The following is a 19,343-nucleotide window of genomic DNA, read 5'->3' on the forward strand; positions in this document are numbered from 1 at the left end:
GCGACGTGTCAGCGCCCGTCGCAATAAAGTTCTCCCACCTTATTATCAGTTTTCCAAACTTTTTTATCGGTTACCCCGCGGTGCCTGCTTGCGCCCGCCATCCTGCCTCCTATGTCAGACGGGCTACGAAAGCGTAGCACCCGTTCTGGCGTCCAAGGGGCAGGGCGGGATGGTTCTCCCAGGGAAAACGAAGATGCTTATCGAAAAACTCAACTGGCGTTACGCCACCAAGAAAATGGATCCTTCCAAGGCCGTGTCGGAAGACAAGGTCGAGCGCATTGTCGAGGCGGCGCGGCTTGCGCCCACCTCCAGCGGCCTTCAGCCCTTCGAGGTGATCGTCGTTACCGATCCTGAAGTGCGCGCCAAGATCCGCGAGATCGCCTGGAACCAGGCGCAGGTGACCGACGGTTCGCATCTGCTGGTCTTTGCAGCATGGGACAATTACACCGAAGAGCGGATCAACCACATGTTCGATCTGGTCAACGAAGAACGCGGCATCAAGAATGAGGGCTGGGAAGCCTATCGCCAGATGCTGCTTTCCACCTATCCGCAACGCGAGCAGCATGTGAATTTCGAGCACGCCGCCCGCCAGGCCTATATCGGCTTCGGCATGGCCGTGGCGCAGGCCGCTTTCGAGGGCGTGGATTCCACTCCGATGGAAGGCTTCGACCCGGCGAAGCTCGATGAAATCCTCGGCCTGCGTGAAAAGGGCCTGCGCTCCGTCACCATCCTGCCGCTCGGTTATCGCCAGCCGGAAGGCGACTGGCTGGTGAACCTGAAGAAGGTGCGCCGCCCGCTCGAGGAATTCACCAGCCGCGTGTGATTTTCATATCGTCGCGAAATCTTGACTGCCGCAGGGCCGCCTACGCGGCTTTGCGGTAGATTTTTCCTCTCTTTTCAGATAATTGAAAAAACATCCCTGTTAAAAGGTGGCGTGTGCGGGCAAGTATGCGCCATCGAATTGCCGATCCCCGGCATTTCTGAGTGAAAGCCTGACGAAATGACCCGGAAAATCAGCTGTCATCGAATGTGCCCGAAGGCTGCATGAAGAGAGCGGTTCAGCACCGCAACAGGATTTTTTGAGACCCGATCCGTCACGCATTCCCAGAGTTTACAATGAGTTTTCCATCCAGCGCGGCATCCCCCGCGCGCCAAGAACAGGCGGTCCCTGAAGGGTCGGCAAAGGAGCCTATGGTCACGTTTGAAGGCGTGACCAAGACCTTTGGCGGCGCCGGCGGCAAGCCCGGTTTCGCAGCCCTTGCCGGTATCGACTACGTGGTGCCGAAAGGCTCCATCACCGGCATCATCGGCCGCTCCGGTGCGGGCAAATCCACACTCATCCGTCTCGCCAACGGCCTTGAAAAGCCCTCGACCGGCCGCGTGGTCGTTGATGGCGTCGATGTCGCGGCGCTCGATGAAAAGAGCCTGCGCACGCTGCGCCGTTCCGTCGGCATGATCTTCCAGCACTTCAATCTTTTGTCGTCGCGCACCGCTTTCGATAATGTGGCCCTGCCGCTCGAAATCGCCGGCATGGGCAAGAAGGAGATCGAAACGCGCGTTGCGCCGCTGCTCGATCTCGTCGGGCTTTCGGACAAGGCCAATCGTTATCCGGCGGAACTCTCCGGCGGCCAGAAGCAGCGTGTCGGCATCGCCCGTGCGCTCGCCACCCAGCCGAAGCTGCTCCTTTCCGACGAGGCGACATCGGCGCTCGATCCGGAAACGACGCAATCCATTCTTGAACTGCTGAAGCGCATCAATGCCGAGCTGGGGCTCACCGTGCTGCTCATAACCCACGAGATGGAGGTGGTGAAGACCATCGCCTCGCAGGTGGCGGTCATCGACAGGGGCCTGATCGTGGAAGAAGGCACGACCTTCGATATCTTCACCGCACCGAAACATGAGACCACCCGCAGCCTGCTGTCGTCCTCGGTCGGCGTGAAGCTGCCGCATTGGGTCACTTCGGGCCTGAAACCGCAGGCGGCGGAAGGCGACCGTGTTCTGGTGCGTCTGGTGTTCTTCGGCGAGACGGCCTTCCAGCCGCTGACGGCGCGCCTCGTCGCCGAAATCGGCCCGGACGTGAACATCCTTGCCGGCACCATCGAGGAAATTTCCGGCCAGCCCTTTGGCTCGCTGGTCGTCTCCTATCCGGCCTCGGCGGATGTCACCGCCCGCGCCAATCGCTTTTATGCTGAGACCGGTCTTCACACGGAGGTGCTCGGTTATGTCGCCTGATATGCTGTTCAGCCTTCTCTCCAAGGGCCTGTTGCAGACGCTGCACATGGTCGCCGTTGCCGGCATCGTCGGCTCGCTGATCGGCGTGCCTATGGGTGTTTTCCTTGCCACCAGCGGCAAGGGCGAGCTGTTTCCGGCGCCGATGACCAACCGGATCCTCGGCCTCGTCGTGAACGCCGCGCGCTCCACGCCCTTCATCATTCTGGTGGTGGCGATCATTCCCTTCACCCGCCTCGTCGCCGGCACTTCCATCGGCACCAGCGCGGCCATCGTGCCGCTGACGGTCGCAACCGTACCCTTCATCGCAAGGCTGGTGGAAGCGGCGATCCGGGAGGTGGACAAGGGGCTCATCGAAGCCGCGCGTGCCATGGGTGCGACACCGCTACAGATCGTCACCAAGGTGCTTTTGGCCGAAGCCAAGCCCGGCATCACGCTGGCGCTCACGCTCACGCTGGTCAGCCTCATCGGTTATTCGGCCATGGTCGGCGCGGTCGGCGGCGGCGGGCTGGGCGATCTCGGCATCCGCTACGGTTACCAGCGCTTCATGCCGGATGTGATGCTGGTCGTGGTTCTGGTGCTGATCGTGCTGGTACAGCTGGTGCAGAGCGCCGGCGACAGGCTGGCTCGCAGCTTCGACAAGCGGACCCGGAAGAATTAACTGCGTTTATAATAACAACCCAAGGAGACACCCATGAAGAAACTCATTCTCGCGGCTTCGCTCGCCGCTCTCTTCACCGCCGGTCAAGCGCTGGCCGAGACCATCAAGATCGGCGTAACCCCCGCCGAGCATGCGCAGATCATGGAGCAGGTGAAGAAGATCGCGGCTGCCAAGGGTCTCGATATCGATATCGTCGAATTCTCCGACTATGTCGTGCCGAACCAGGCGCTGGCCGATGGCGAGCTGCAGGCCAACTCCTTCCAGCACCAGCCTTACCTCGACAACCAGATCGCTGACCGCAAGTTCGATCTCGTCAGCGTCGGCACCACCATCACCACCCCGATGGGCGTTTATTCGAAGAAGGTGAAGAACCTCGACGAGCTGAAGGACGGCGCAACCGTCGGCATTCCGAACGACCCGACCAATGGCGGCCGCGCGCTCCTGGTTCTCGCGTCCAAGGGCGTGCTCAAGGTCAAGGAAGAGGCCGGCCTCAAGGTAACGCCTGCCGACATCACCGAAAACCCGAAGAACATCCAGATCGTTGAACTCGACGCCGCCCAGCTGCCGCGCTCGCTTGACGATACCGACGCTTCGGTCATCAACACCAACTATGCCACGGCTGCCGGCCTGAACCCGAAGAAGGACGCCATCGCCATCGAAAGCGAAAAGTCCCCTTACGCGAACGTCATCGCCGTTCGTGCGCAGGACAAGGACAAGCCCTGGGTGAAGACGCTGGTTGAATCCTACCAGAGCCCGGAAGTGAAGGCCTTCATTCTGGAAAAGTACAACGGCACGGTCATCCCGTCCTGGTAAGTCGCTCCAGCACTGGCTCAGACCGGTATTTAAGGCGAAAACCGCTGACACTTGTCGCCATCCCGGTCTAAAAAAATCACGACCTCTCCCGTTCGCGGGGGAGGTTTTTTCTTTCCCGGATTGATGCAAATCCGCCTTCCATGAAAAACCCGGGGCATTTCAGGGAAGGATTTTTCAGCGCCTTTGCCAGACTGTCGTTTTATACCCGTGGTTTTTTGGGGCGGGGCCACAATGCGGCTTAACCGCTTTTGAATGTTTCCTTCGGAAGATGAGGCTTTCGAAGGGGATTTTATGCGGATTGCGCCGCGCAACATTGGGGACTATTTGCCGGTCGGGCGCAGAACCGCCGTGGGCGTCGTATTGTCCACCTTCGCGCTGGTGCTTATCATCGTCACCGCGCTGGTTTTATCCGCCTTGAGCCAGGTCCGGGAAAAGGCCAACCTGCTCGACAATGCCCGTTCGCGCGAGACGACGGCGGGCGCCCTCGTCACCTTTCGCGAGCAGCTCGGCGCGACGCTGAATGACTACGCCGCCTGGGACGATGCCGCCGAATATGTCTATGCCCCTGATCGTTTCGACTGGGTGGCAAGCAATTATGGTGAGATGACGGTCAATAACGATCTCTTCGATACCGCCGTGGTCATCGATGAGGACGGCAAGGTCCGCATGGCCTATCAGGACGGCAAGCCGGTGGCATGGAAGCCGGACGCCTATTTTGCCGGCGGCCTCAGGGAAATGATCGAGCGCGTGCGTTCCATGCGTCCGGGTATCACTTCGCAGGTGACCGGCTTCGTCAAGACCGGCGATGGCGTCGCCGCCGCGGGGGTTGCGCTCGTGCGGATGAAGTCCGGGGCGCTGCCGCCTGTCGGTGCGGAGCGGCGTTACCTGGTTTTCGCCCGTCATCTCAAGCAGGCGACGGTGGACAAGCTTGCCCGCAATTACGTCATCGACGGTCTGGAACTGCAATATGGCGACGGGCCTGCCGCCAACCATGTGGATATCGTCAATCCGCTGGGGGAGGTGCTGGCCCGGCTCGTCTGGCGGTCGCACCTGCCGGGAGATGTCAGCTTTCATGAGGCGCGTCCGGTCGTCTTTACCGCGCTTGGCATTGCCGGCACGTTTTTTCTGGTGCTGCTCATCATCGGTTCGGCCACGCTCGACCGCCTGAAGGCGGATGAGGCGGCGGCGCGGGAGGAGGCGCTGCGCGACCGGCTGAGCGGGCTCAGCAACCGCGCCGGCCTCTTCGCCAGGCTGAACCGCATGGTCGACAGGGGCCGCCATGACAAGACGGATATCAAGCTGCTCTATCTCGATCTCGATGGTTTCAAGGAAATCAACGATTCCTACGGCCATGCCGCCGGCGACCGGCTGATCAAGGGCGTGGCGGCGGCGCTGAGAGTGCTGGTGCCGGAAGGCGCGGTGCTGGCGCGGCTCGGCGGCGACGAGTTCGCCATCGCCATTCAGGGCAACGACGTCTGGGCCGAAGGCCGCAAACTGTGTCTGGCGCTTCTCGAACTCTTTACCGAGCCTTTCAGCATCGGTGAAAGGGTGGCGAGCATCGGTTGCAGCATCGGCACCTCGGTTTCACGCGCAGGCGACATCAATGGCGAGGAGTTGCTGCGGCGTGCCGATATGGCCATGTATCAGGCCAAGGAGAACGGGCGCGGGCGTTACGTTTCCTATGAGCTGAAGATGGATGCGCTGCGCGAGGAAAAGCTGCAGCTCGAAGCCGATCTTCGCTCCGCCATTTTGAACGACGAGATACAGGTGGTCTATCAGCCGGTCGTCAGCGCCGCCACGCGCTGTATTACCGGGGTGGAGGCGCTGGCCCGCTGGCAGCGGCCGGGATATGGCTTCGTGCCGCCGGATATCTTCATTGCCGCTGCCGAAACCAGCGGCCTTATCGACCGGCTCGGCCTTCTCGTCCTGCACAAGGCTTGCGAGACGGCGCAGCAATGGCCCTCCATCAAGCTCTCGGTGAATATCTCTCCCGTGCAGTTCCGCAATCCGGCCTTCTCTGGCCATGTGGCCGATATTCTCGACGCGACGCAGACGCCGCCCGAAAGGCTGCGGCTGGAAATGACGGAAGGTTATTTCATCCAGCATCCGGAGCGGGCGAGTGCGGCCATCGACAAGCTGAAGCAGCTTGGCCTGCATATAGCGCTCGACGATTTCGGCGCCGGCTTCGCCAGCGTCGGTTATCTGCGCCGCTTCGGTTTCGACCGGATGAAGATCGACCGTTCGCTGATCATGGCGCTCGACAAGGGCGGCCGGTCGCTGGAAATGCTGCAGGCCACCGTGGCGCTGGCAAAGTCGCTCGATATTCCGGTGACGGCTGAAGGCGTGGAAACGGAAGAGCAGGCGGCCATCCTGCATCTGTGCGGCTGCGATGAGTTGCAGGGTTACCTGTTCTCGAAACCGGTCGCGGCGGAAGAGATCACCGCCATGCTGGATGGGCAGGACGCACCGCTCTTTGCGTTGCGGGCAGGGGCGTGAAGGTCGCACGGGTTTATTTCAGCGATTTTTGATGGCCTGAAAGTGCGGCCCCTTTCTTCTCCCCGCCGGGGAGAAGAACGTCAGGCGCAACACGCTCGATCCACATGCAATCGCGGTGCAGTCCGGCTTACCGCCCCAGATGCCGCTCGCCGCGCTTCTTGGCCAGTTCGATCTGCTGCTGCCGGTCGCGGAAGCGCTGGCGGTCCTCTTCGCTGCGGTCATCGTAGCAGCTCGGGCAGGACACGCCTTCCTCGAATTTGGGGGATAGGCGCACTTCCGGTGTGATCGGATTGCGGCAGGCGTGGCAAAGCTGGTGGTCGCCTTCGGCAAGGCCGTGCACCACGGAGACGCGCTCGTCGAAGACGAAGCAGGCGCCTTCCCACAGGCTTTCTTCTTCCGGCACTTCTTCCAGATATTTCAGGATGCCGCCCTTGAGGTGATAGACCTCATCGAAACCCTGTTCCTTCATGAAGGCCGTGGCCTTTTCGCAGCGAATGCCGCCAGTGCAATACATGGCAATCTTCGGCTTGTTGTGCAGGCCGGGATTGTTCTTCACCCAGTCGGGAAACTCGCGGAAGGTTTTCGTCTGCGGATCGACCGCACCCTTGAAGACGCCGATGGCGGTCTCGTAATCGTTGCGGGTGTCGATGACGATCGTATCCGGATCGGAGATCAGCTCGTTCCAGTCGCGCGCCTCGACATAGGTGCCGACGATGCGGTTCGGATCGATATCCGGCACGCCCATGGTGACGATCTCTTTCTTGAGCTTCACCTTCAGCCGCACGAAAGGCATGTGCGAGGCGCGGCTTTCCTTGTGCTCCAGCGCGGTAAATTCCGGCTGGGCGCGCAGGAAGGAGAGCACGGCGTGAATGCCCGCATCCGGCCCGGCAATGGTGCCGTTGATACCTTCGGCAGCAAGCAGCAGCGTGCCCTTGACGCCGTTTTCCTGGCAGAGCGCAAACAACGGCTCGCGCAGGCTCTCGAACCGCGGCAGGCGGGCGAAATGATAAAGCGCGGCCACAAGGAAATCACCAGAGACTTCCGGGCGGGGGAGAATGGTCGTGTCGGTCATGGGCGCTGAAATACAGCGACGGCGGCCGCAAAGCAATATTTATCGGTGGGTTCGGGTATTTTGAAAATCGTCAAATCGGGAGGGTTTGCGGGCTTTCTGTCGCTCCTGCCGCCGTGTGCAGGCAACAGGGTGTTGCATTGGCGCCTCCGTCATTCCGGCCTTGAGCCGGAATCCAGCCGACGCGCGTCTGCGCGGCGGAGAGAATCTTTTCAGCCCAAGGACTTGGGCTGGCTGGATTCCGGCTCAAGGCCGGAATGACGGAGGTGGGTGAGCGCCGAAAGTGGCGTTAGCCTATTTCGCCGCCTGCCGCCACAACAGGCCGACGATGCGGCTTTCGGTGCGGGCGGATTCGGAAAACACCTCGTTAGCCAGCGCAAGGCCTTCCGTGCGCAGCGCCTGCTGCCTCTCGATGATCGCATCGAGCAGCAGGGCCAGCCGCTCGCCATTGCCGAAACGCTCCGGTTCGCGGTCGGCGACGGCGGCAAGAACCGAGAGATCGTGCTCGTGGCCGAGAATATCCACCAGCCGCTTGGTATCGGCCCGCTTGGCGCGCATGGCGGAAGGCCAGAGCCGGCGCATCAGGCCAAGATGCATCCAATAGGCCTGCCCGGACTTGCGCAATTCATGGAAATGCTCGGCGTCGGCCTGCTTATGGCAGTCGGTGAGCGCCTTGCGCGCCCTTTTTCTCTGTTTCGCCCAGGCGCTTCTCAGCAGCCGGGCGGTATCTTTTAACTCATCCGGCAGCGACAGGTCCTCAAGCTTCCTGCGCGCTTCCCCGCAGCCGGCAATGGCGGCGGCAATGGCCTCGTCGAGACCCGCTTCGTGTTCTATGGCGTCGTCGCGGCGCGCGCGCAGCATCGCGGTGATCGAGCGCAGCGCTTCGCCCTGCGCATCGGAACGCGCGAAGGCCTCGAGATATTCCGCTGTTTCCACCAGCGCCGTCGCATCGCGCGCAAAGGCGAGGGAGCGGGCGATATCGCGAATACGGGCGTTTTCCTCGCGGCCGAAATCCGGCGCCGCCTTGCGGATGAGGCGATAGAGGGCGCGCAGCCGCTTGAACCGCTTGCGGGCGTCGTGCACGGCCTCGTGCGATCCGGACGGCTGGTCGCGAAGGATCGTGACCGTATCGTCGATCAGCTCCAGCCCGGCCCGACGGATTTCATTGTCGAAGGGCTTTTTCGGATCAATTCTGAAGGGCATCCGGCAGGTCTCCGTTCGGACAGTCCATGGCGAGCGACTGGTTGGAGAAGCGCTTGTCTCCGGTGACTTCCCTGCCCAGCCAGGACGGCAGATCGGGATCGGCATTCTCGTCGTTCATTTCCACTTCCGCCACCACCAGCCCGTGATATTTCCCTTCGAAAACATCCACTTCCCAGGTGAAGCCGCCATGATCGACGGTGTGGCGGGTTTTTTCGATCACCACGCCCGGCGCGCTCGCCATCAGCTCTTCGGCGTCCTTGAGGGGGATGGAATATTCATATTCGTCGCGAACAAGCGCGCTTGCGCCGATCTTGATGGTCAGGGTCGCATCGCGCTGGTCGACGATCCTGACCCGGACCGAGCGGTTTTCCATCGAGGCGACATATGCCTGCCGGAAAGCCATGCTATGCGTGACCTCATTGCGCCATTCACCGCCTGCAACAAGAAACTTCCGTTCAATTTCCTTGGCCATGCTGTCTCCGCGAACTGGGGCGCCAGATTATCGCAATATGATAGTGCGATGAAGCGAATTGATTGAAGTATCTGGGTAAAAATGCGGCTGGCGCGCCTCGACATGAAAGCCGAGGCAGGCTAATCGGTAGACGGAATTTCAATCGTTTCAATTGCGCAAGGGAGGCTCATCTTGGCCCAGGAATCCGAAAAACTGCTCTCCATCCTCAAGCTCCAGCCGGTCGTGCCGGTGCTGATCGTGGATGACGCCGCTTCCGCCGTGCCGCTTGCGCGCGCTTTGGTCGCAGGTGGCCTGAAGGCAATCGAGATAACCATGCGCACGCCGGCAGCCTTGGATGCCATCCGCGCGGTTGCGGCGGAAGTGGAGGGTGCGAATGTCGGCGCCGGCACCATTCTCAATGCCCGGGATTTCGAAGCGGCGGCGGAAGCCGGCTCCACCTTCATCGTCAGCCCCGGCATCAATAAAAGCGTGCTGGAAGCCGCGCGCGGTTCCAAAGTGCCGCTGCTTCCAGGTGCTGCCACCGCCAGCGAAGTCATGGCGCTGCGCGACGAGGGTTACAAGGTGCTGAAGTTCTTCCCGGCCGAACAGGCCGGCGGCGCACCCTACCTCAAGGCGCTGTCCTCGCCGCTCGCCGGCACGGTCTTCTGCCCGACCGGCAGCGTGTCGCTCAAGAACGCCAATGATTACCTCTCCCTTCCGAACGTCGTCTGCGTCGGCGGCTCCTGGGTTGCCCCGCGCGAACTGGTGGCGACGGGTGACTGGGCGGGCATCACCAAGCTTGCCGCCGAAGCCGCCGCACTGCGCGCCTGATTTGCATCCTGTCAAACCCGTTCACGAAGGCGTGAGCGGGTTTGACATTTGTATTCGGCCCACGGCTTCCTATCTCCCCTGTAGATTTGACCTCTACAGGAGATTTTGATGTTCGACGCCAAGAAGCTTCTTGAACAATTCCTCGGCTCGCAGGTGCCGGGCCTTTCGGGAAGCGTCCGTGACAGAGCCGGGCAGGCCGCCGATATCGCCAAGAACAATCCTCTGAAGGCCGGCGCGCTCGCCGCCGCCATTCTGGGCACGAAGACCGGCCGCAAGCTTGCCGGCAATGTCGCCACCATCGGCGGCGTGGCCGCCATCGCCGGTCTCGGTTACCTCGCCTACAAGAATTACAAGTCCGGCCAAGCGCCTGAAGCCGCGCCGAAGCCCGAACCGGAGCTTCTCGCCCCGCCGGCCGATTCCGCCTTCCACCCGCAATCGCCAGCTCTTTCCAATGATTTCGCGCTGAAACTCATCCAGGCGATGATCGCCGCCGCCAAGGCCGACGGTCATATCGATGACAAGGAGCGCGCCAACATCATGGACAAGGTGCAGGTCTCCGGCCTTGATACAGAGGCCGAGCGTTTCCTCGAAAAGGAACTGGCCGATCCGCTCGACATCGACGCGCTGGTGGCTGCCGCCCGCACGGAAGAGCAGAAGGTGGAGCTTTACACCGCCTCGCGGCTTGCCATCGAGGCCGATACGCGGGCGGAGAGGGGCTATCTCGACCTCCTGGCCGGGCGGCTTGGGCTGCCGGATGCGCTGGTGGACCACATTGAGGCGACGGTGGTGGCGGCGAAGGTTTGAGGATAGCCTCGGCGGGCGCGGTTCACCCCCCTCTGCCCTGCCGGGCATCTCCCCCTCAAGGGGGGAGATCAGCCAGAAGGAAACACTCGCTCACTCGCAACGTTGAAGATGGCCGAGAGGTCGCCGCAGGTCGATCTCCCCCCTTGAGGGGGAGATGCCCGGCAGGGCAGAGGGGGTAAACCGCACCCGCCGACCCGACACATGCACTGTTGTCATCCCGCCCCGCTTGCCCTAATCCTTCTCCCAGCAAATGGGGAAGAGAATGCGCGATCTGAGTGATTTCAAGGGATGTCCGCCGCCGCAGCCGGTGGTGTTGAAGGGCCGTTACGTGACGGCGGAGCCGTTTGATCGCGAAAAACATCTCGCAAGGCTCTGGGCCGCACTTGGTGGCGAGGGCGTGAATGAACTGCTCAAATATTTCCCGCAAAGCGCCTTTCCCGATGCCGACGCTTTCGGCGACTGGCTCGTCGGCGCAGGGCAGAAGCTCAACTGGGTCACGCTGGTCTTCGTTGAAAACGCCACCGGCGATATCGTCGGCATGGCGAGCTACATGCGGCCCGATCCCGCCAATGGCGTGGTCGAGGTCGGCTCTGTCGCCCATGGCGCGAAGATGAAGCGCTCGCCTCTTTCCACCGAGGCGCATTACCTGATGGCGAAACATGTTTTCGAGGATCTGGGGTATCGCCGTTACGAGTGGAAATGCCACAATGAAAACGAGCCCTCCAAGATCACGGCGAAGCGTTATGGCTTCACCTTCGAGGGCGTTTTCCGCCAGCATATGATCTCGAAGGGCCAGAACCGCGATACGGCGTGGTTTTCCATGATCGACGGCGAATGGCCGCTGATCGGCAAGGCCTTCGAAGCCTGGCTTTCGCCGGAGAATTTTGCGGCCGATGGCGCGCAGAAGCGCAAGCTTGAGGATATCCGTGCGGAGTTTGCCGATGCCATTGCCTGAACACTCGGCGCCTGAAAAGCCTGCGCTTGAAAAGCCGCGCCCCGGCAAGAAGGATTGGTCGCCGGCCTTCGCCGCCGCCCTCATCATCGTCGGTTTCGGGCTGGTCTTCTTCGTCATGCCGAAGATCATGCTGTGGCTCGGCGATTATTCGCCCTGGCTCGCCGCTGCCTTCGGCACGGTGGCGGTACTGTGTTTCTTCCTGCTGTTCTGGCTGCGCGCCCGTTACCAGCGTCGCCGTGACGGTTAGAGCTGAAGCGACGCGCCGAGCAGCAACAGCCCCATGATGAGCACGAACAGCGCACCGGCGATCTCTATCGCATGGCTGATGCCGGCTGCCATGCGGCTGCCGGGGCCGGCGAAACGCACGGCGAGGCCTTTTGCCGAGACGGCCATGATGGCGAGCAGCGATACCGTTATGGCCGTGCCGAGCGACATGGCGAGGACGGAGAGCACACCGCCGAGATAAAGCCCGTTCAGAAGCGCGAAGCTCATGACGATGATCGCGCCAGAGCAGGGCCTGAGCCCCACGGCGATGATGGCGGACCATGCCTCGTGCAGGCTGAAGTTCTTGCCCTTGAGCAGCATCGGATCGGGCGCATGGGATTTACCGCAGGCGGCGCAGAGATCGCCCGTGCCGTCATGGTCGTGATCGGCAAAAACCGGCTTGCCCTGAAACCGGAGGCCCGTGCCCATGCCGCTGGTTCTGCCGGCCGCGGTTTCACCTGCCGGCGCGAAAACCGCGACAGGCTCGCGCCGGATACGCAGCGACCAGAGTTTTCGCACCAGCAGCCAGGCGCCGAACAGCGCCACCATGGCGAAGCTGGCGATCTCCATCGCCTGCGTCGCCTTGGTCATGGTGATGGAGGTGCCGCGCAGCACCAGCCACGCTGCGCCGACGAGGCCGATGGCAACCGCACCCTGAAGGAGCGCCGAAACGAAGGAAATGAGAATGCCGCGTTTCAGCTGCGTCTCATTGGCGATCATATAGGACGAAATGACCGCTTTGCCGTGGCCGGGACCGGCGGCATGGAAAACGCCATAAGCAAAGGAGAGGCCGATCAGCGAGCTGAGCGCCCAGCCATCCTCACGCATGGCCTTCAACGCGCCGGTCAGTGCCCGATAAAACATCTGCTGGTGCACGTTGATCCATTGCATCAGCGGGGCGAAGGGGCCGCCGACGGAAAAGGAAGGCTCGGCCGAGCCGATGCCGAGCGGCGATTGCGCATGGGCCGCACCGGCCACGGCAATGAGGCCAATGGCGACTGCGAAGAGGCCGGCCCTGCGGCTCAGCATGAGACCTCCAGCCGGGTGGCGAAGAGCTTGGTCATGTCGGTGCCGGTCGGATCGTTGAAGAAGGCGTCGGTGAGCGTGCCCTGGTTCTGCGAGATCACCTCGTCGGGATCGGGACGGACGACATGATGCTTGCAGGCATTCAGGTCCTTACCCTGCGTGGCGATATCGCCGTCCTTGGCGAAATCGATTGCCGTATACATGGTCGGATCCCAGGCGCCGAAGCTGAGCTTGCCCTTGACGGCCAGAGGCTTTGTCGGCTTCACGGAGAAGAACATCAGGATCTGCTGATCCTTATAGTCCACGTGAATGGCCTCGGGCTTCCCAAATTCCACCGGTTTTCCATTGGCGGTGATGAAGGTGTAGTAGGAATATTCGGCGAGCGATTCCAGAACGGTATTGCCGATCTCGGCCAGCTCGTCCTTGTCGAGCTTCAGATCGCTGTTCTTGTCGTAGTCCATCACCACGCTTGCCGAGAACATCTCGTCGAAACGCCAGATGTTGCGCACTTCCTGAACGGTGCCGTTCGGCCCCTCGACGATTTCCATGCGGGCTTCGGCAAAGATATGCGGATGCGCCGCCGCGGCGACGGGAACGCAGGCAAGGCCGGCCGCGAGGAGCAAAAAACGTCTGTTCATTATCCGGTCTGTCCTGCCTTCGAATCTGGAAGGCCCGACTCTAGCAGAAATTGGGACCGAATTTCGACCTGATGCGGCTGATCCTTCGCGCGGGCTGACCTTAAATTTCAGAAGGTACCGCTGAAACGCGAGGTGATGCTGGAGCCGCTATAGGCAAGATCGGTATCGCGCTCGCCATGCAGCAGGCGGTTGAACTCCACCTCCAGCTTGCTGTTCTTGCCGGTATCGAAGGAGAGCGTCGCGACCAGCCGGCGCTCGCTGGTATCGTAATTATAATAGATCCAGTCCTTGTGGACCCGGTGCAGCGCAAGATCGAGCCCCACCTTTTCGGTGAGCCTGCTTTTGATGACGAATTGAAAGCGGCGATGGAATTCGGCAATCGGGTCATCCGGGTCGAAAAGCGCATAGTCCTGCGAAAAGCCCGCGCCGAAGGCGATGCGCTCGGTGGCTTTCACCTCGGCCTCGGCCCGCAGATAGGGGCGGGTGCGCTTCACCTTGTCGCTGATCTCATCGCCGGAAATGGATGTGAAGCCCGCTTCGGCCAGAACCGCGAAACGGTCGGAAAACCTGTAACCATAGGCCAGAGAACCTCGCAGCGTGTTGGCCGGGAAACGTTCATATTTTTCCTGCTGCCCCTCAGGGACGGCGATACGATCGTAAGCAAGCGTCAGCCCGGCCTCGCCGCCGCCGAGTGATCGTGCATGTTCGGCCTTCAGGGATAAAAGCGCCTCGTTCGCTTCCAGTCGGGTGGGCAGGAAATAGGCGGGGCGGAACCGCGCCTTGCCTTTCATCAGGCTGGCGAGGCTTGCCGTCAGCGTGTTCTTGCCGCCAAGGGCGAGGATGCCGAGCTGGGAAGATGCCTCCAGCTTGTGATCCAGCTGCCGGTAACCAATGTCTTCTTCCGGCAGGTGCAGGAAAATATCGCCGGCATCGCTGCGGGTGCCGCGCAGCTCAAGGGCCCATTCCAGCTTCTCGGAAAATCGTTTCGTCAGCCCCAGCGCCGCGATGGTGTTATGTTCATTGGCGAAACGATAACGGGGCAGGCGAACCTCTTCCTGCTCGAGCGAATAACGCAGCTCTGCCCCTTCCAGCGCGATCTTGCCGTTAAGCCCGAAGCCGGCGCGCAGCGAAATCGCGCTCAGCCGGTTGGTGTCGGCGAAATAATTGCTGTCATAAGCAATGCCGGATTTATAGGTGACATTGTGCTCATCGGCCTTTTCCCCCGCCCGCGCGCCGCAGGCGCAGGCAAGCCCGAGAACAAGCGCGATATATCCCCCCAGTCCCATGCGCATCTCCGGTCTCTAATTAAGCAATATCTTATATTTGGATGGTTAATAAAGTTTCCCACACCGCTTTACTGTCGCGATGCAGGTGTCGACCGGCATTGTTTGAACAAGGGGCGCAAGTGCGAAGATGCGATATGTAAAATTTTATTAAAATCACAAGTATTAGTGTTAATCGTTTATTGTAATATTAGCCTTTGCTTGAATTAGAATCCTCTAAATATACAGTTCAGTTACGCCAGATGGCGTGATCAAACAAAAGAGGAGAGAGAAATGATTGCAAAGTTCGCTTGTGTAGCCGCTATTCTTACTGTCGCTTCCGTTGGTCAGGCCAATGCGGGCGGTCTTCTGGGAGGCACCCTGTCCGGCAACAGCAACAAGGGCGGCGCCCTTGTCGTCGTCTCGCCCAGCATCGATCTGGGTGTCAGCGGCATCCTGTCCAATAACGGGATCCTGAATGGCAACAAGACCGGCATCCTGAACGGTGTGCTGAACGGCAACAAGACGTCCGTCGATGTCATCGACAACAAGAATGACGGCGGCAAAAAGCGCCGCCACTAACCGAAAGGTGGAACGGGATGGCGAAACCATCGGACTTTTCTCCATCCCGCTCCAACGCAACAGCTCGAAAATCATCAGGGATTTTCGACGCAGACGATGCGCGCAGCGCATAAGCCGGCAATGATCCTTGAGTTGCGTGTGTTTGACGCATGGCGTTTCCGGCAAAAACAAACGGCGCATCGCATGACTGGAAGAGGGCCTCGCGGCCCTCTTTTTTTATTCTGGATGCTCCATCAGCACCTTGTGTCCGCCGATCCGTGACGGCTTCGGAAACGGGTGTGCGCCGATGCATATTTATATTTTTATATTCTAATTTCTGTATTGTTAATAAATGAATTATAAAGTAAAAATATGATCTATATTTTAAAATACTTTCAATTTTGCTGCTGTTGTTACTTGCTTTTAACTTTTGGATGTTTCAATTAACACGTGTCCACGACTCGCCATTTGTGATTGTGATTTCGGTGGCGGGTATGTTCGCGGCTCGCATTTCGGCGGGTAAGGAAGTTTTGAAGGAGCTATTTTCATGTTGAAACAATCATTTCTCGCGCTCGCCGCGCTCGGCGTTCTTTCCGGCGCAGCCATTGCTGCCGATGCCGTCAGCGACGTTCCGGCAGCACCTGTCGTCAACGATGCCGCGCCTGCCTTCTCCTGGGACGGTTTTTACGCCGGTGTTTCCGGCGGCTATGGCTGGGAGCGGTTGAAAACGACTGAAGACGGTGAGACCGACAAGCACAGTTTCGATGGCGCTCGCTTTGCGGGCTTTGCCGGTTACAATGCCGAAGTCGCGCCGTCCGTCATTCTCGGTGTCGAGGGTGATCTCGGTTATGCCTGGGGCAAAAAGACGATCAACCTCAGCAAGGTTTCCTCGGGCCTGAACGGCTCCGCGCGCCTGCGTGCCGGCTATGCGGTCGACCGCGCCCTGATCTACACCGCCGGTGGTTACACCGCGACGGACAGCGAGATCAAGACGCCCTTCGGCAATACCAGCAAGATGCTGAATGGCTGGACGATTGGCGCCGGCATCGATTACGCCTTCACCGACAACGTATTCGGCCGTCTCGAATATCGTTACAACGACTTCGGCAAGGAAACCTACACTGTCCGGGGCATTTCCGCCGATGGAAAGCTCAGCGAACATGTCGTCAGCGTCGGTCTCGGCGTAAAGTTCTGATTTGCGGATTTTCGTTTCCGAAGAGGGTCGCCCATCTTTGCGGTGGCGGTATCGGGGGCGACAGTTCGACGCATATCGATCCATAACCAGCCCGGCGGCAAGAAAAACCGCCGGGCAGGTGCTTCTAATTGAGTGACACGGGCTTGCGGTTGAGGGCTTGCGTCCAGCCCCAGGGCGGCAGCCAGGCCCGGCATAAAAGAAGCGGCTTCGCCTTTAACCGGCAATGAAACCGCATCCTGCTTTCCAAGCAGGCTTGAACAGCGGGCCTTTTTGATGTGATGGTGGTCGCCGCCATCCCGTCCCGCCTCCCAGCCTTCAGTCGATTCCCATGCTCCAGAAAAGCACTTCGCCGGGCGCTTTCGATCGTCAGGCCTATTTGATCGCCCTGCTGGTTTTTATTGCCGGCAGCACCAATGCGGCTGTTGTGCCATTTATCGGTTTTTACATCATCCAGGTGCTCGGCCATCCGCCGGCGACCGTCGGTTTTTACAGCGTGACGGCGGCGCTGGCTTCGATTGCCGCCAGCCGTGTTTATGGCGAGCGTGTCGATGCCGGGGTGCGGGTGAGGCCGTTGTTGATGCTTTCCGTGTGCGGCGCTTTTGTCGCGGCGGCTGCGGCGAGTTTCGGGCATCTGGCGCTGCTGGTGGCGATAACGGCGACCGGCATGGGGCTTTCCAATGCCGCCAGCACGCTCATTTTCAGTTACGGCCGGTATCATGGCCGGGTGAAGGCGCTGGATACGGCCGCCTATAATGCCTTCCTGCGAACGATGGTGTCGCTGGCATGGATGCTGGTTCCCGCTGCCGCCTATCTGATCTTCGATCTTGCCGGCGCGAAGGCCGTGTTCGTGAATGCCATGCTGATGGCGGTCGTCTGGGGCGGGCTTGCCCTTACGGTCGTGCCGCGCGACCAGACCAGCCCGATGGAGCGGCGACAGGCGGGTGACGACGGTACGGGGCGCAACCTGCCGCTGCTTCTGGCGGCGGCGGCCAGCTTCTGCATGTCTTTTGCCCATGCTCTCTGCGCCTCGGCCCTGCCGGTGTTTCTGGTGCGGGAGGTCGGCTTGCCGGATTACGTGCCGGGCCTGTCGCTCAGCGTCAAATGCGCGATGGAGGTTCTGTTCATCCTGCTTGCGCCGCGAATGATGCGCCGCTTCAGCGCCCGCCTGCTTCTGGGCGTTTCGGCGGTGATGGCCATCGTCGCCTTCAACGTCATCGCCTCGGTCACCACATTGCCGGCCATGATCGCGGGTGCGGCGCTGGAAGGCGCCTATTACGGCCTTTGTGCCGGCACTTGCCTTACTTTCGTGCAGGGCTTTGCGCGCGGCCGCACGGCCCGGGCGACGGCGCTATACATGAACTCCATTTTCCTCGCCGCGCTTTTTGCGGTGCCGCTGATGGGCTTCGTATCGCAATGTGCGAGTTTCGGCGTCTCGATCCGGCTCGCTTCGGCTGGCGCGGGCGCAGCCTTGCTGCTCCTGTTTCTGACGCGGCGGCAGGTGGGGGAGTAGCGCGGCCTGTTACCCCCTCGCGTCCATCCCTCAAGCCGAAATATCGATGATCCCGCAATCCCCGGCTTCCGAAGCAAAGGCGAGCAGCTTGCCGGTGGCGCTCCAGTCCATGCCGGTGATGGCGCCCTTGCCGGGGCGGCGCAGCAGGGCTTCCTTGCCATCGGCAAGGCGAACGCCGAGGATCATGCCGTCGATGAAGCCGATGGCGAGCACATCTTCCACGGGGTGGAAGGCGACATTGGTGACCATGATGTTGGCGCGGCTGCCGAGTTCTTCCGGGGCCTTGCCCATCGGGCCGTCCTTGCCGGCAAACGGCCAGACGATGGCGGCCGGCGCGCCGGAAGAGGCGAGCCATTTGCCCTTTGCCGACCAGGAGACGGATTTGACCTTGGCGGGATAACCCGTCATGCGCATATGGCGGGCTTCCATGCCGCCCTTGGTGGCTTCCATCTTCCAGCCGTGCAGGGCATTTTCCTGCATGGTAGTGACGAGGAACTTGCCATCGGGCGAAAAGGTGACGCCCGTATGGGCGCCCTTCCATTCCAGATCGACGGGATCGCCGGCGGTCGCCACCCAGTGCAATGTCACACCGTTATAACGGGCAACGGCAATGCGCAGGCCCTTGGGCGCAAACGCGATGGCCTCCACCGTGCGCTCTTCCTTGAATTCCTTGACCGTGCCGTCCGACAGCCGGACGAAACTGGATTTGCCGACGCCATAAGCGACAGCCTTCTGCGGCCCCCCGGCAACGACGCCCACCCATTTGCGCGGCACATTGGCGATTTCGCCGATGCTGCCGTCATGGCCGATGCGCAGCACGCGGCCGTCTTCACCGCCGGAAAGCAGGGTGGCGCTATAGGGATCGCGCACGCAGGTCAGAAGCCCGTCATGCGCCTCAGTCACCTTCTCGCCGCCATCCAGCCGGTGAATGGTGCCGGCGGCGGTGGCAAACAGGGGAATGTCGCCGAGAAAATGGGTCGAGACCACGTGGCCTTCGATATCAAGCGGGGCAACAGTCGGCATGAGGCATCGGTCTTTCGTATCTGTGTCGGATGGGGCGACGATGTCGACCCCGGCGGCAGGCATGGTTCTAAAGCATTTAAGGCAAAAGCGGAACCGCTTTTACGTTCGGACGATTCGTGAAATCAAGGAGATAGAGCGATTTGTGGTAGAGGAACCACCCTACACGACAGTTAAAATCATTGACGCGCCGGCGCTCCGGGCTCACCCCCCTCTGTCCTGCCGGACATCTCCCCCTCAAGGGGGGAGATCGGCAAGACGCTTTCTTGTCACTTCATTCTCGACCGTCGAGAGGTGCGAAACCTCGCCACGGGCCGATCTCCCCCCTTGAGGGGGAGATGTCCGGCAGGACAGA

19 protein-coding genes are annotated in these 19,343 nt (G+C 60.9%); 12 read left to right on the top strand and 7 right to left on the bottom strand.

Features of this window, described 5'->3' with window-relative positions; genetic code table 11:
• Positions 1-193 precede the first annotated feature (193 nt).
• From PH605_RS13465 to PH605_RS13485, 5 genes are all read left to right on the top strand, one after another.
• Positions 194-823, top strand: coding sequence for an NAD(P)H-dependent oxidoreductase (locus PH605_RS13465; protein WP_142845216.1), 630 nt, complete (start codon positions 194-196; stop codon positions 821-823).
• A 368-nt stretch (positions 824-1,191) separates the two neighbouring features.
• Positions 1,192-2,232 (top strand): methionine ABC transporter ATP-binding protein, encoded by a 1,041-nt coding sequence (locus PH605_RS13470; RefSeq protein ID WP_080857906.1) that lies wholly within the window; start codon positions 1,192-1,194, stop codon positions 2,230-2,232.
• Positions 2,222-2,890, top strand: coding sequence for a methionine ABC transporter permease (locus PH605_RS13475; RefSeq protein ID WP_004433403.1), 669 nt, complete (start codon positions 2,222-2,224; stop codon positions 2,888-2,890). Before PH605_RS13470 ends, PH605_RS13475 begins: the two co-directional genes overlap by 11 nt.
• 33 nt (positions 2,891-2,923) lie before the next feature.
• Positions 2,924-3,703: a MetQ/NlpA family ABC transporter substrate-binding protein gene (locus PH605_RS13480; RefSeq protein WP_004433407.1), complete on the top strand. Its 780-nt coding sequence runs from the start codon at positions 2,924-2,926 to the stop codon at positions 3,701-3,703.
• Positions 3,704-3,955: 252 nt separating this feature from the next.
• Positions 3,956-6,199, top strand: coding sequence for a bifunctional diguanylate cyclase/phosphodiesterase (locus tag PH605_RS13485; RefSeq protein WP_065656782.1), 2,244 nt, complete (start codon positions 3,956-3,958; stop codon positions 6,197-6,199).
• 127 nt (positions 6,200-6,326) lie between these two features.
• On the opposite strand, the gene trhO is transcribed toward PH605_RS13485, so the two are convergent.
• The 3 genes from trhO to PH605_RS13500 form a co-directional block, all read right to left on the bottom strand.
• The gene (gene trhO, locus PH605_RS13490) at positions 6,327-7,271 is read right to left on the bottom strand and encodes an oxygen-dependent tRNA uridine(34) hydroxylase TrhO (protein WP_080857907.1); all 945 of its coding nucleotides are present in this window, start codon (positions 7,269-7,271) and stop codon (positions 6,327-6,329) included.
• Positions 7,272-7,562: 291 nt separating this feature from the next.
• Positions 7,563-8,471 carry a CHAD domain-containing protein gene (locus PH605_RS13495; RefSeq protein ID WP_142845215.1) on the bottom strand — a complete coding sequence of 303 codons (909 nt, stop codon included), beginning with the start codon at positions 8,469-8,471 and terminating at the stop codon, positions 7,563-7,565.
• Complete coding sequence (locus PH605_RS13500) at positions 8,455-8,943, bottom strand: CYTH domain-containing protein (protein WP_065655372.1); 489 nt, start codon at positions 8,941-8,943, stop codon at positions 8,455-8,457. Before PH605_RS13500 ends, PH605_RS13495 begins: the two co-directional genes overlap by 17 nt.
• Positions 8,944-9,114: 171 nt before the next feature.
• Between PH605_RS13500 and PH605_RS13505 the strand changes: the two genes are divergently transcribed.
• The 4 genes from PH605_RS13505 (at position 9,115) to PH605_RS13520 (ending at position 11,759) form a co-directional block, all read left to right on the top strand.
• Positions 9,115-9,753 carry a 2-dehydro-3-deoxy-phosphogluconate aldolase gene (locus PH605_RS13505; RefSeq protein WP_065655371.1) on the top strand — a complete coding sequence of 213 codons (639 nt, stop codon included), beginning with the start codon at positions 9,115-9,117 and terminating at the stop codon, positions 9,751-9,753.
• A 108-nt stretch (positions 9,754-9,861) separates the two neighbouring features.
• A complete protein-coding gene (locus tag PH605_RS13510) occupies positions 9,862-10,557 on the top strand; it encodes a tellurite resistance TerB family protein (RefSeq protein ID WP_142845214.1) in 696 nt (231 codons plus the stop codon).
• Between the two features lie 262 nt (positions 10,558-10,819).
• Complete coding sequence (locus PH605_RS13515) at positions 10,820-11,512, top strand: GNAT family N-acetyltransferase (RefSeq protein ID WP_142781356.1); 693 nt, start codon at positions 10,820-10,822, stop codon at positions 11,510-11,512.
• On the top strand, positions 11,499-11,759 hold the full coding sequence (locus PH605_RS13520) for an intracellular growth attenuator family protein (RefSeq protein WP_142781357.1): 261 nt from the start codon (positions 11,499-11,501) through the stop codon (positions 11,757-11,759). Before PH605_RS13515 ends, PH605_RS13520 begins: the two co-directional genes overlap by 14 nt.
• On the opposite strand, the gene PH605_RS13525 is transcribed toward PH605_RS13520, so the two are convergent.
• From PH605_RS13525 to PH605_RS13535, 3 genes are all read right to left on the bottom strand, one after another.
• The gene (locus PH605_RS13525; RefSeq protein WP_142845213.1) at positions 11,756-12,805 is read right to left on the bottom strand and encodes a nickel/cobalt transporter; all 1,050 of its coding nucleotides are present in this window, start codon (positions 12,803-12,805) and stop codon (positions 11,756-11,758) included. The two genes, PH605_RS13520 and PH605_RS13525, sit on opposite strands and share 4 nt — an antisense overlap.
• Positions 12,799-13,440 carry a DUF1007 family protein gene (locus tag PH605_RS13530; RefSeq protein WP_161987894.1) on the bottom strand — a complete coding sequence of 214 codons (642 nt, stop codon included), beginning with the start codon at positions 13,438-13,440 and terminating at the stop codon, positions 12,799-12,801. Before PH605_RS13530 ends, PH605_RS13525 begins: the two co-directional genes overlap by 7 nt.
• A gap of 107 nt (positions 13,441-13,547) precedes the next feature.
• A complete protein-coding gene (locus PH605_RS13535) occupies positions 13,548-14,726 on the bottom strand; it encodes a hypothetical protein (protein WP_142845212.1) in 1,179 nt (392 codons plus the stop codon).
• Positions 14,727-14,996: 270 nt separating this feature from the next.
• Here PH605_RS13535 and PH605_RS13540 point away from each other — a divergent pair, with 270 nt between their 5' ends.
• The 3 genes from PH605_RS13540 to PH605_RS13550 all read left to right on the top strand — a co-directional run bounded on the left by PH605_RS13540 (position 14,997) and on the right by PH605_RS13550 (position 17,968).
• Entirely contained in the window at positions 14,997-15,284 is a 288-nt protein-coding gene (locus PH605_RS13540; RefSeq protein ID WP_142845211.1) for a hypothetical protein, read from the top strand.
• A gap of 526 nt (positions 15,285-15,810) precedes the next feature.
• Positions 15,811-16,458 (top strand): outer membrane protein, encoded by a 648-nt coding sequence (locus tag PH605_RS13545; protein WP_142845210.1) that lies wholly within the window; start codon positions 15,811-15,813, stop codon positions 16,456-16,458.
• A 328-nt stretch (positions 16,459-16,786) separates the two neighbouring features.
• Positions 16,787-17,968, top strand: coding sequence for an MFS transporter (locus PH605_RS13550; protein WP_142845209.1), 1,182 nt, complete (start codon positions 16,787-16,789; stop codon positions 17,966-17,968).
• Between the two features lie 30 nt (positions 17,969-17,998).
• On the opposite strand, the gene PH605_RS13555 is transcribed toward PH605_RS13550, so the two are convergent.
• On the bottom strand, positions 17,999-18,991 hold the full coding sequence (locus PH605_RS13555; protein ID WP_004433450.1) for a WD40 repeat domain-containing protein: 993 nt from the start codon (positions 18,989-18,991) through the stop codon (positions 17,999-18,001).
• Between the last annotated feature and the right edge of the window lie 352 nt (positions 18,992-19,343).

This window comes from Agrobacterium sp. CFBP 3001 (assembly GCF_027871605.1).
Lineage (GTDB): Bacteria > Pseudomonadota > Alphaproteobacteria > Rhizobiales > Rhizobiaceae > Agrobacterium > Agrobacterium leguminum.

Bases quoted from the DNA above. Each gene is read 5' to 3' on its own strand.
- PH605_RS13500 (WP_065655372.1), bottom strand. From the start codon at position 8,943: ATGGCCAAGGAAATTGAACGGAAGTTTCTTGTTGCAGGCGGTGAATGG.
- PH605_RS13485 (WP_065656782.1), top strand. From the start codon at position 3,956: ATGTTTCCTTCGGAAGATGAGGCTTTCGAAGGGGATTTTATGCGGATT.
- trhO (WP_080857907.1), bottom strand. From the start codon at position 7,271: ATGACCGACACGACCATTCTCCCCCGCCCGGAAGTCTCTGGTGATTTC.
- PH605_RS13520 (WP_142781357.1), top strand. From the start codon at position 11,499: ATGCCATTGCCTGAACACTCGGCGCCTGAAAAGCCTGCGCTTGAAAAG.
- PH605_RS13540 (WP_142845211.1), top strand. From the start codon at position 14,997: ATGATTGCAAAGTTCGCTTGTGTAGCCGCTATTCTTACTGTCGCTTCC.
- PH605_RS13465 (WP_142845216.1), top strand. From the start codon at position 194: ATGCTTATCGAAAAACTCAACTGGCGTTACGCCACCAAGAAAATGGAT.
- PH605_RS13545 (WP_142845210.1), top strand. From the start codon at position 15,811: ATGTTGAAACAATCATTTCTCGCGCTCGCCGCGCTCGGCGTTCTTTCC.
- PH605_RS13525 (WP_142845213.1), bottom strand. From the start codon at position 12,805: ATGCTGAGCCGCAGGGCCGGCCTCTTCGCAGTCGCCATTGGCCTCATT.
- PH605_RS13515 (WP_142781356.1), top strand. From the start codon at position 10,820: ATGCGCGATCTGAGTGATTTCAAGGGATGTCCGCCGCCGCAGCCGGTG.
- PH605_RS13510 (WP_142845214.1), top strand. From the start codon at position 9,862: ATGTTCGACGCCAAGAAGCTTCTTGAACAATTCCTCGGCTCGCAGGTG.
- PH605_RS13550 (WP_142845209.1), top strand. From the start codon at position 16,787: ATGCTCCAGAAAAGCACTTCGCCGGGCGCTTTCGATCGTCAGGCCTAT.
- PH605_RS13470 (WP_080857906.1), top strand. From the start codon at position 1,192: ATGGTCACGTTTGAAGGCGTGACCAAGACCTTTGGCGGCGCCGGCGGC.
- PH605_RS13555 (WP_004433450.1), bottom strand. From the start codon at position 18,991: ATGCCGACTGTTGCCCCGCTTGATATCGAAGGCCACGTGGTCTCGACC.
- PH605_RS13475 (WP_004433403.1), top strand. From the start codon at position 2,222: ATGTCGCCTGATATGCTGTTCAGCCTTCTCTCCAAGGGCCTGTTGCAG.
- PH605_RS13495 (WP_142845215.1), bottom strand. From the start codon at position 8,471: ATGCCCTTCAGAATTGATCCGAAAAAGCCCTTCGACAATGAAATCCGT.
- PH605_RS13535 (WP_142845212.1), bottom strand. From the start codon at position 14,726: ATGGGACTGGGGGGATATATCGCGCTTGTTCTCGGGCTTGCCTGCGCC.
- PH605_RS13480 (WP_004433407.1), top strand. From the start codon at position 2,924: ATGAAGAAACTCATTCTCGCGGCTTCGCTCGCCGCTCTCTTCACCGCC.
- PH605_RS13530 (WP_161987894.1), bottom strand. From the start codon at position 13,440: ATGAACAGACGTTTTTTGCTCCTCGCGGCCGGCCTTGCCTGCGTTCCC.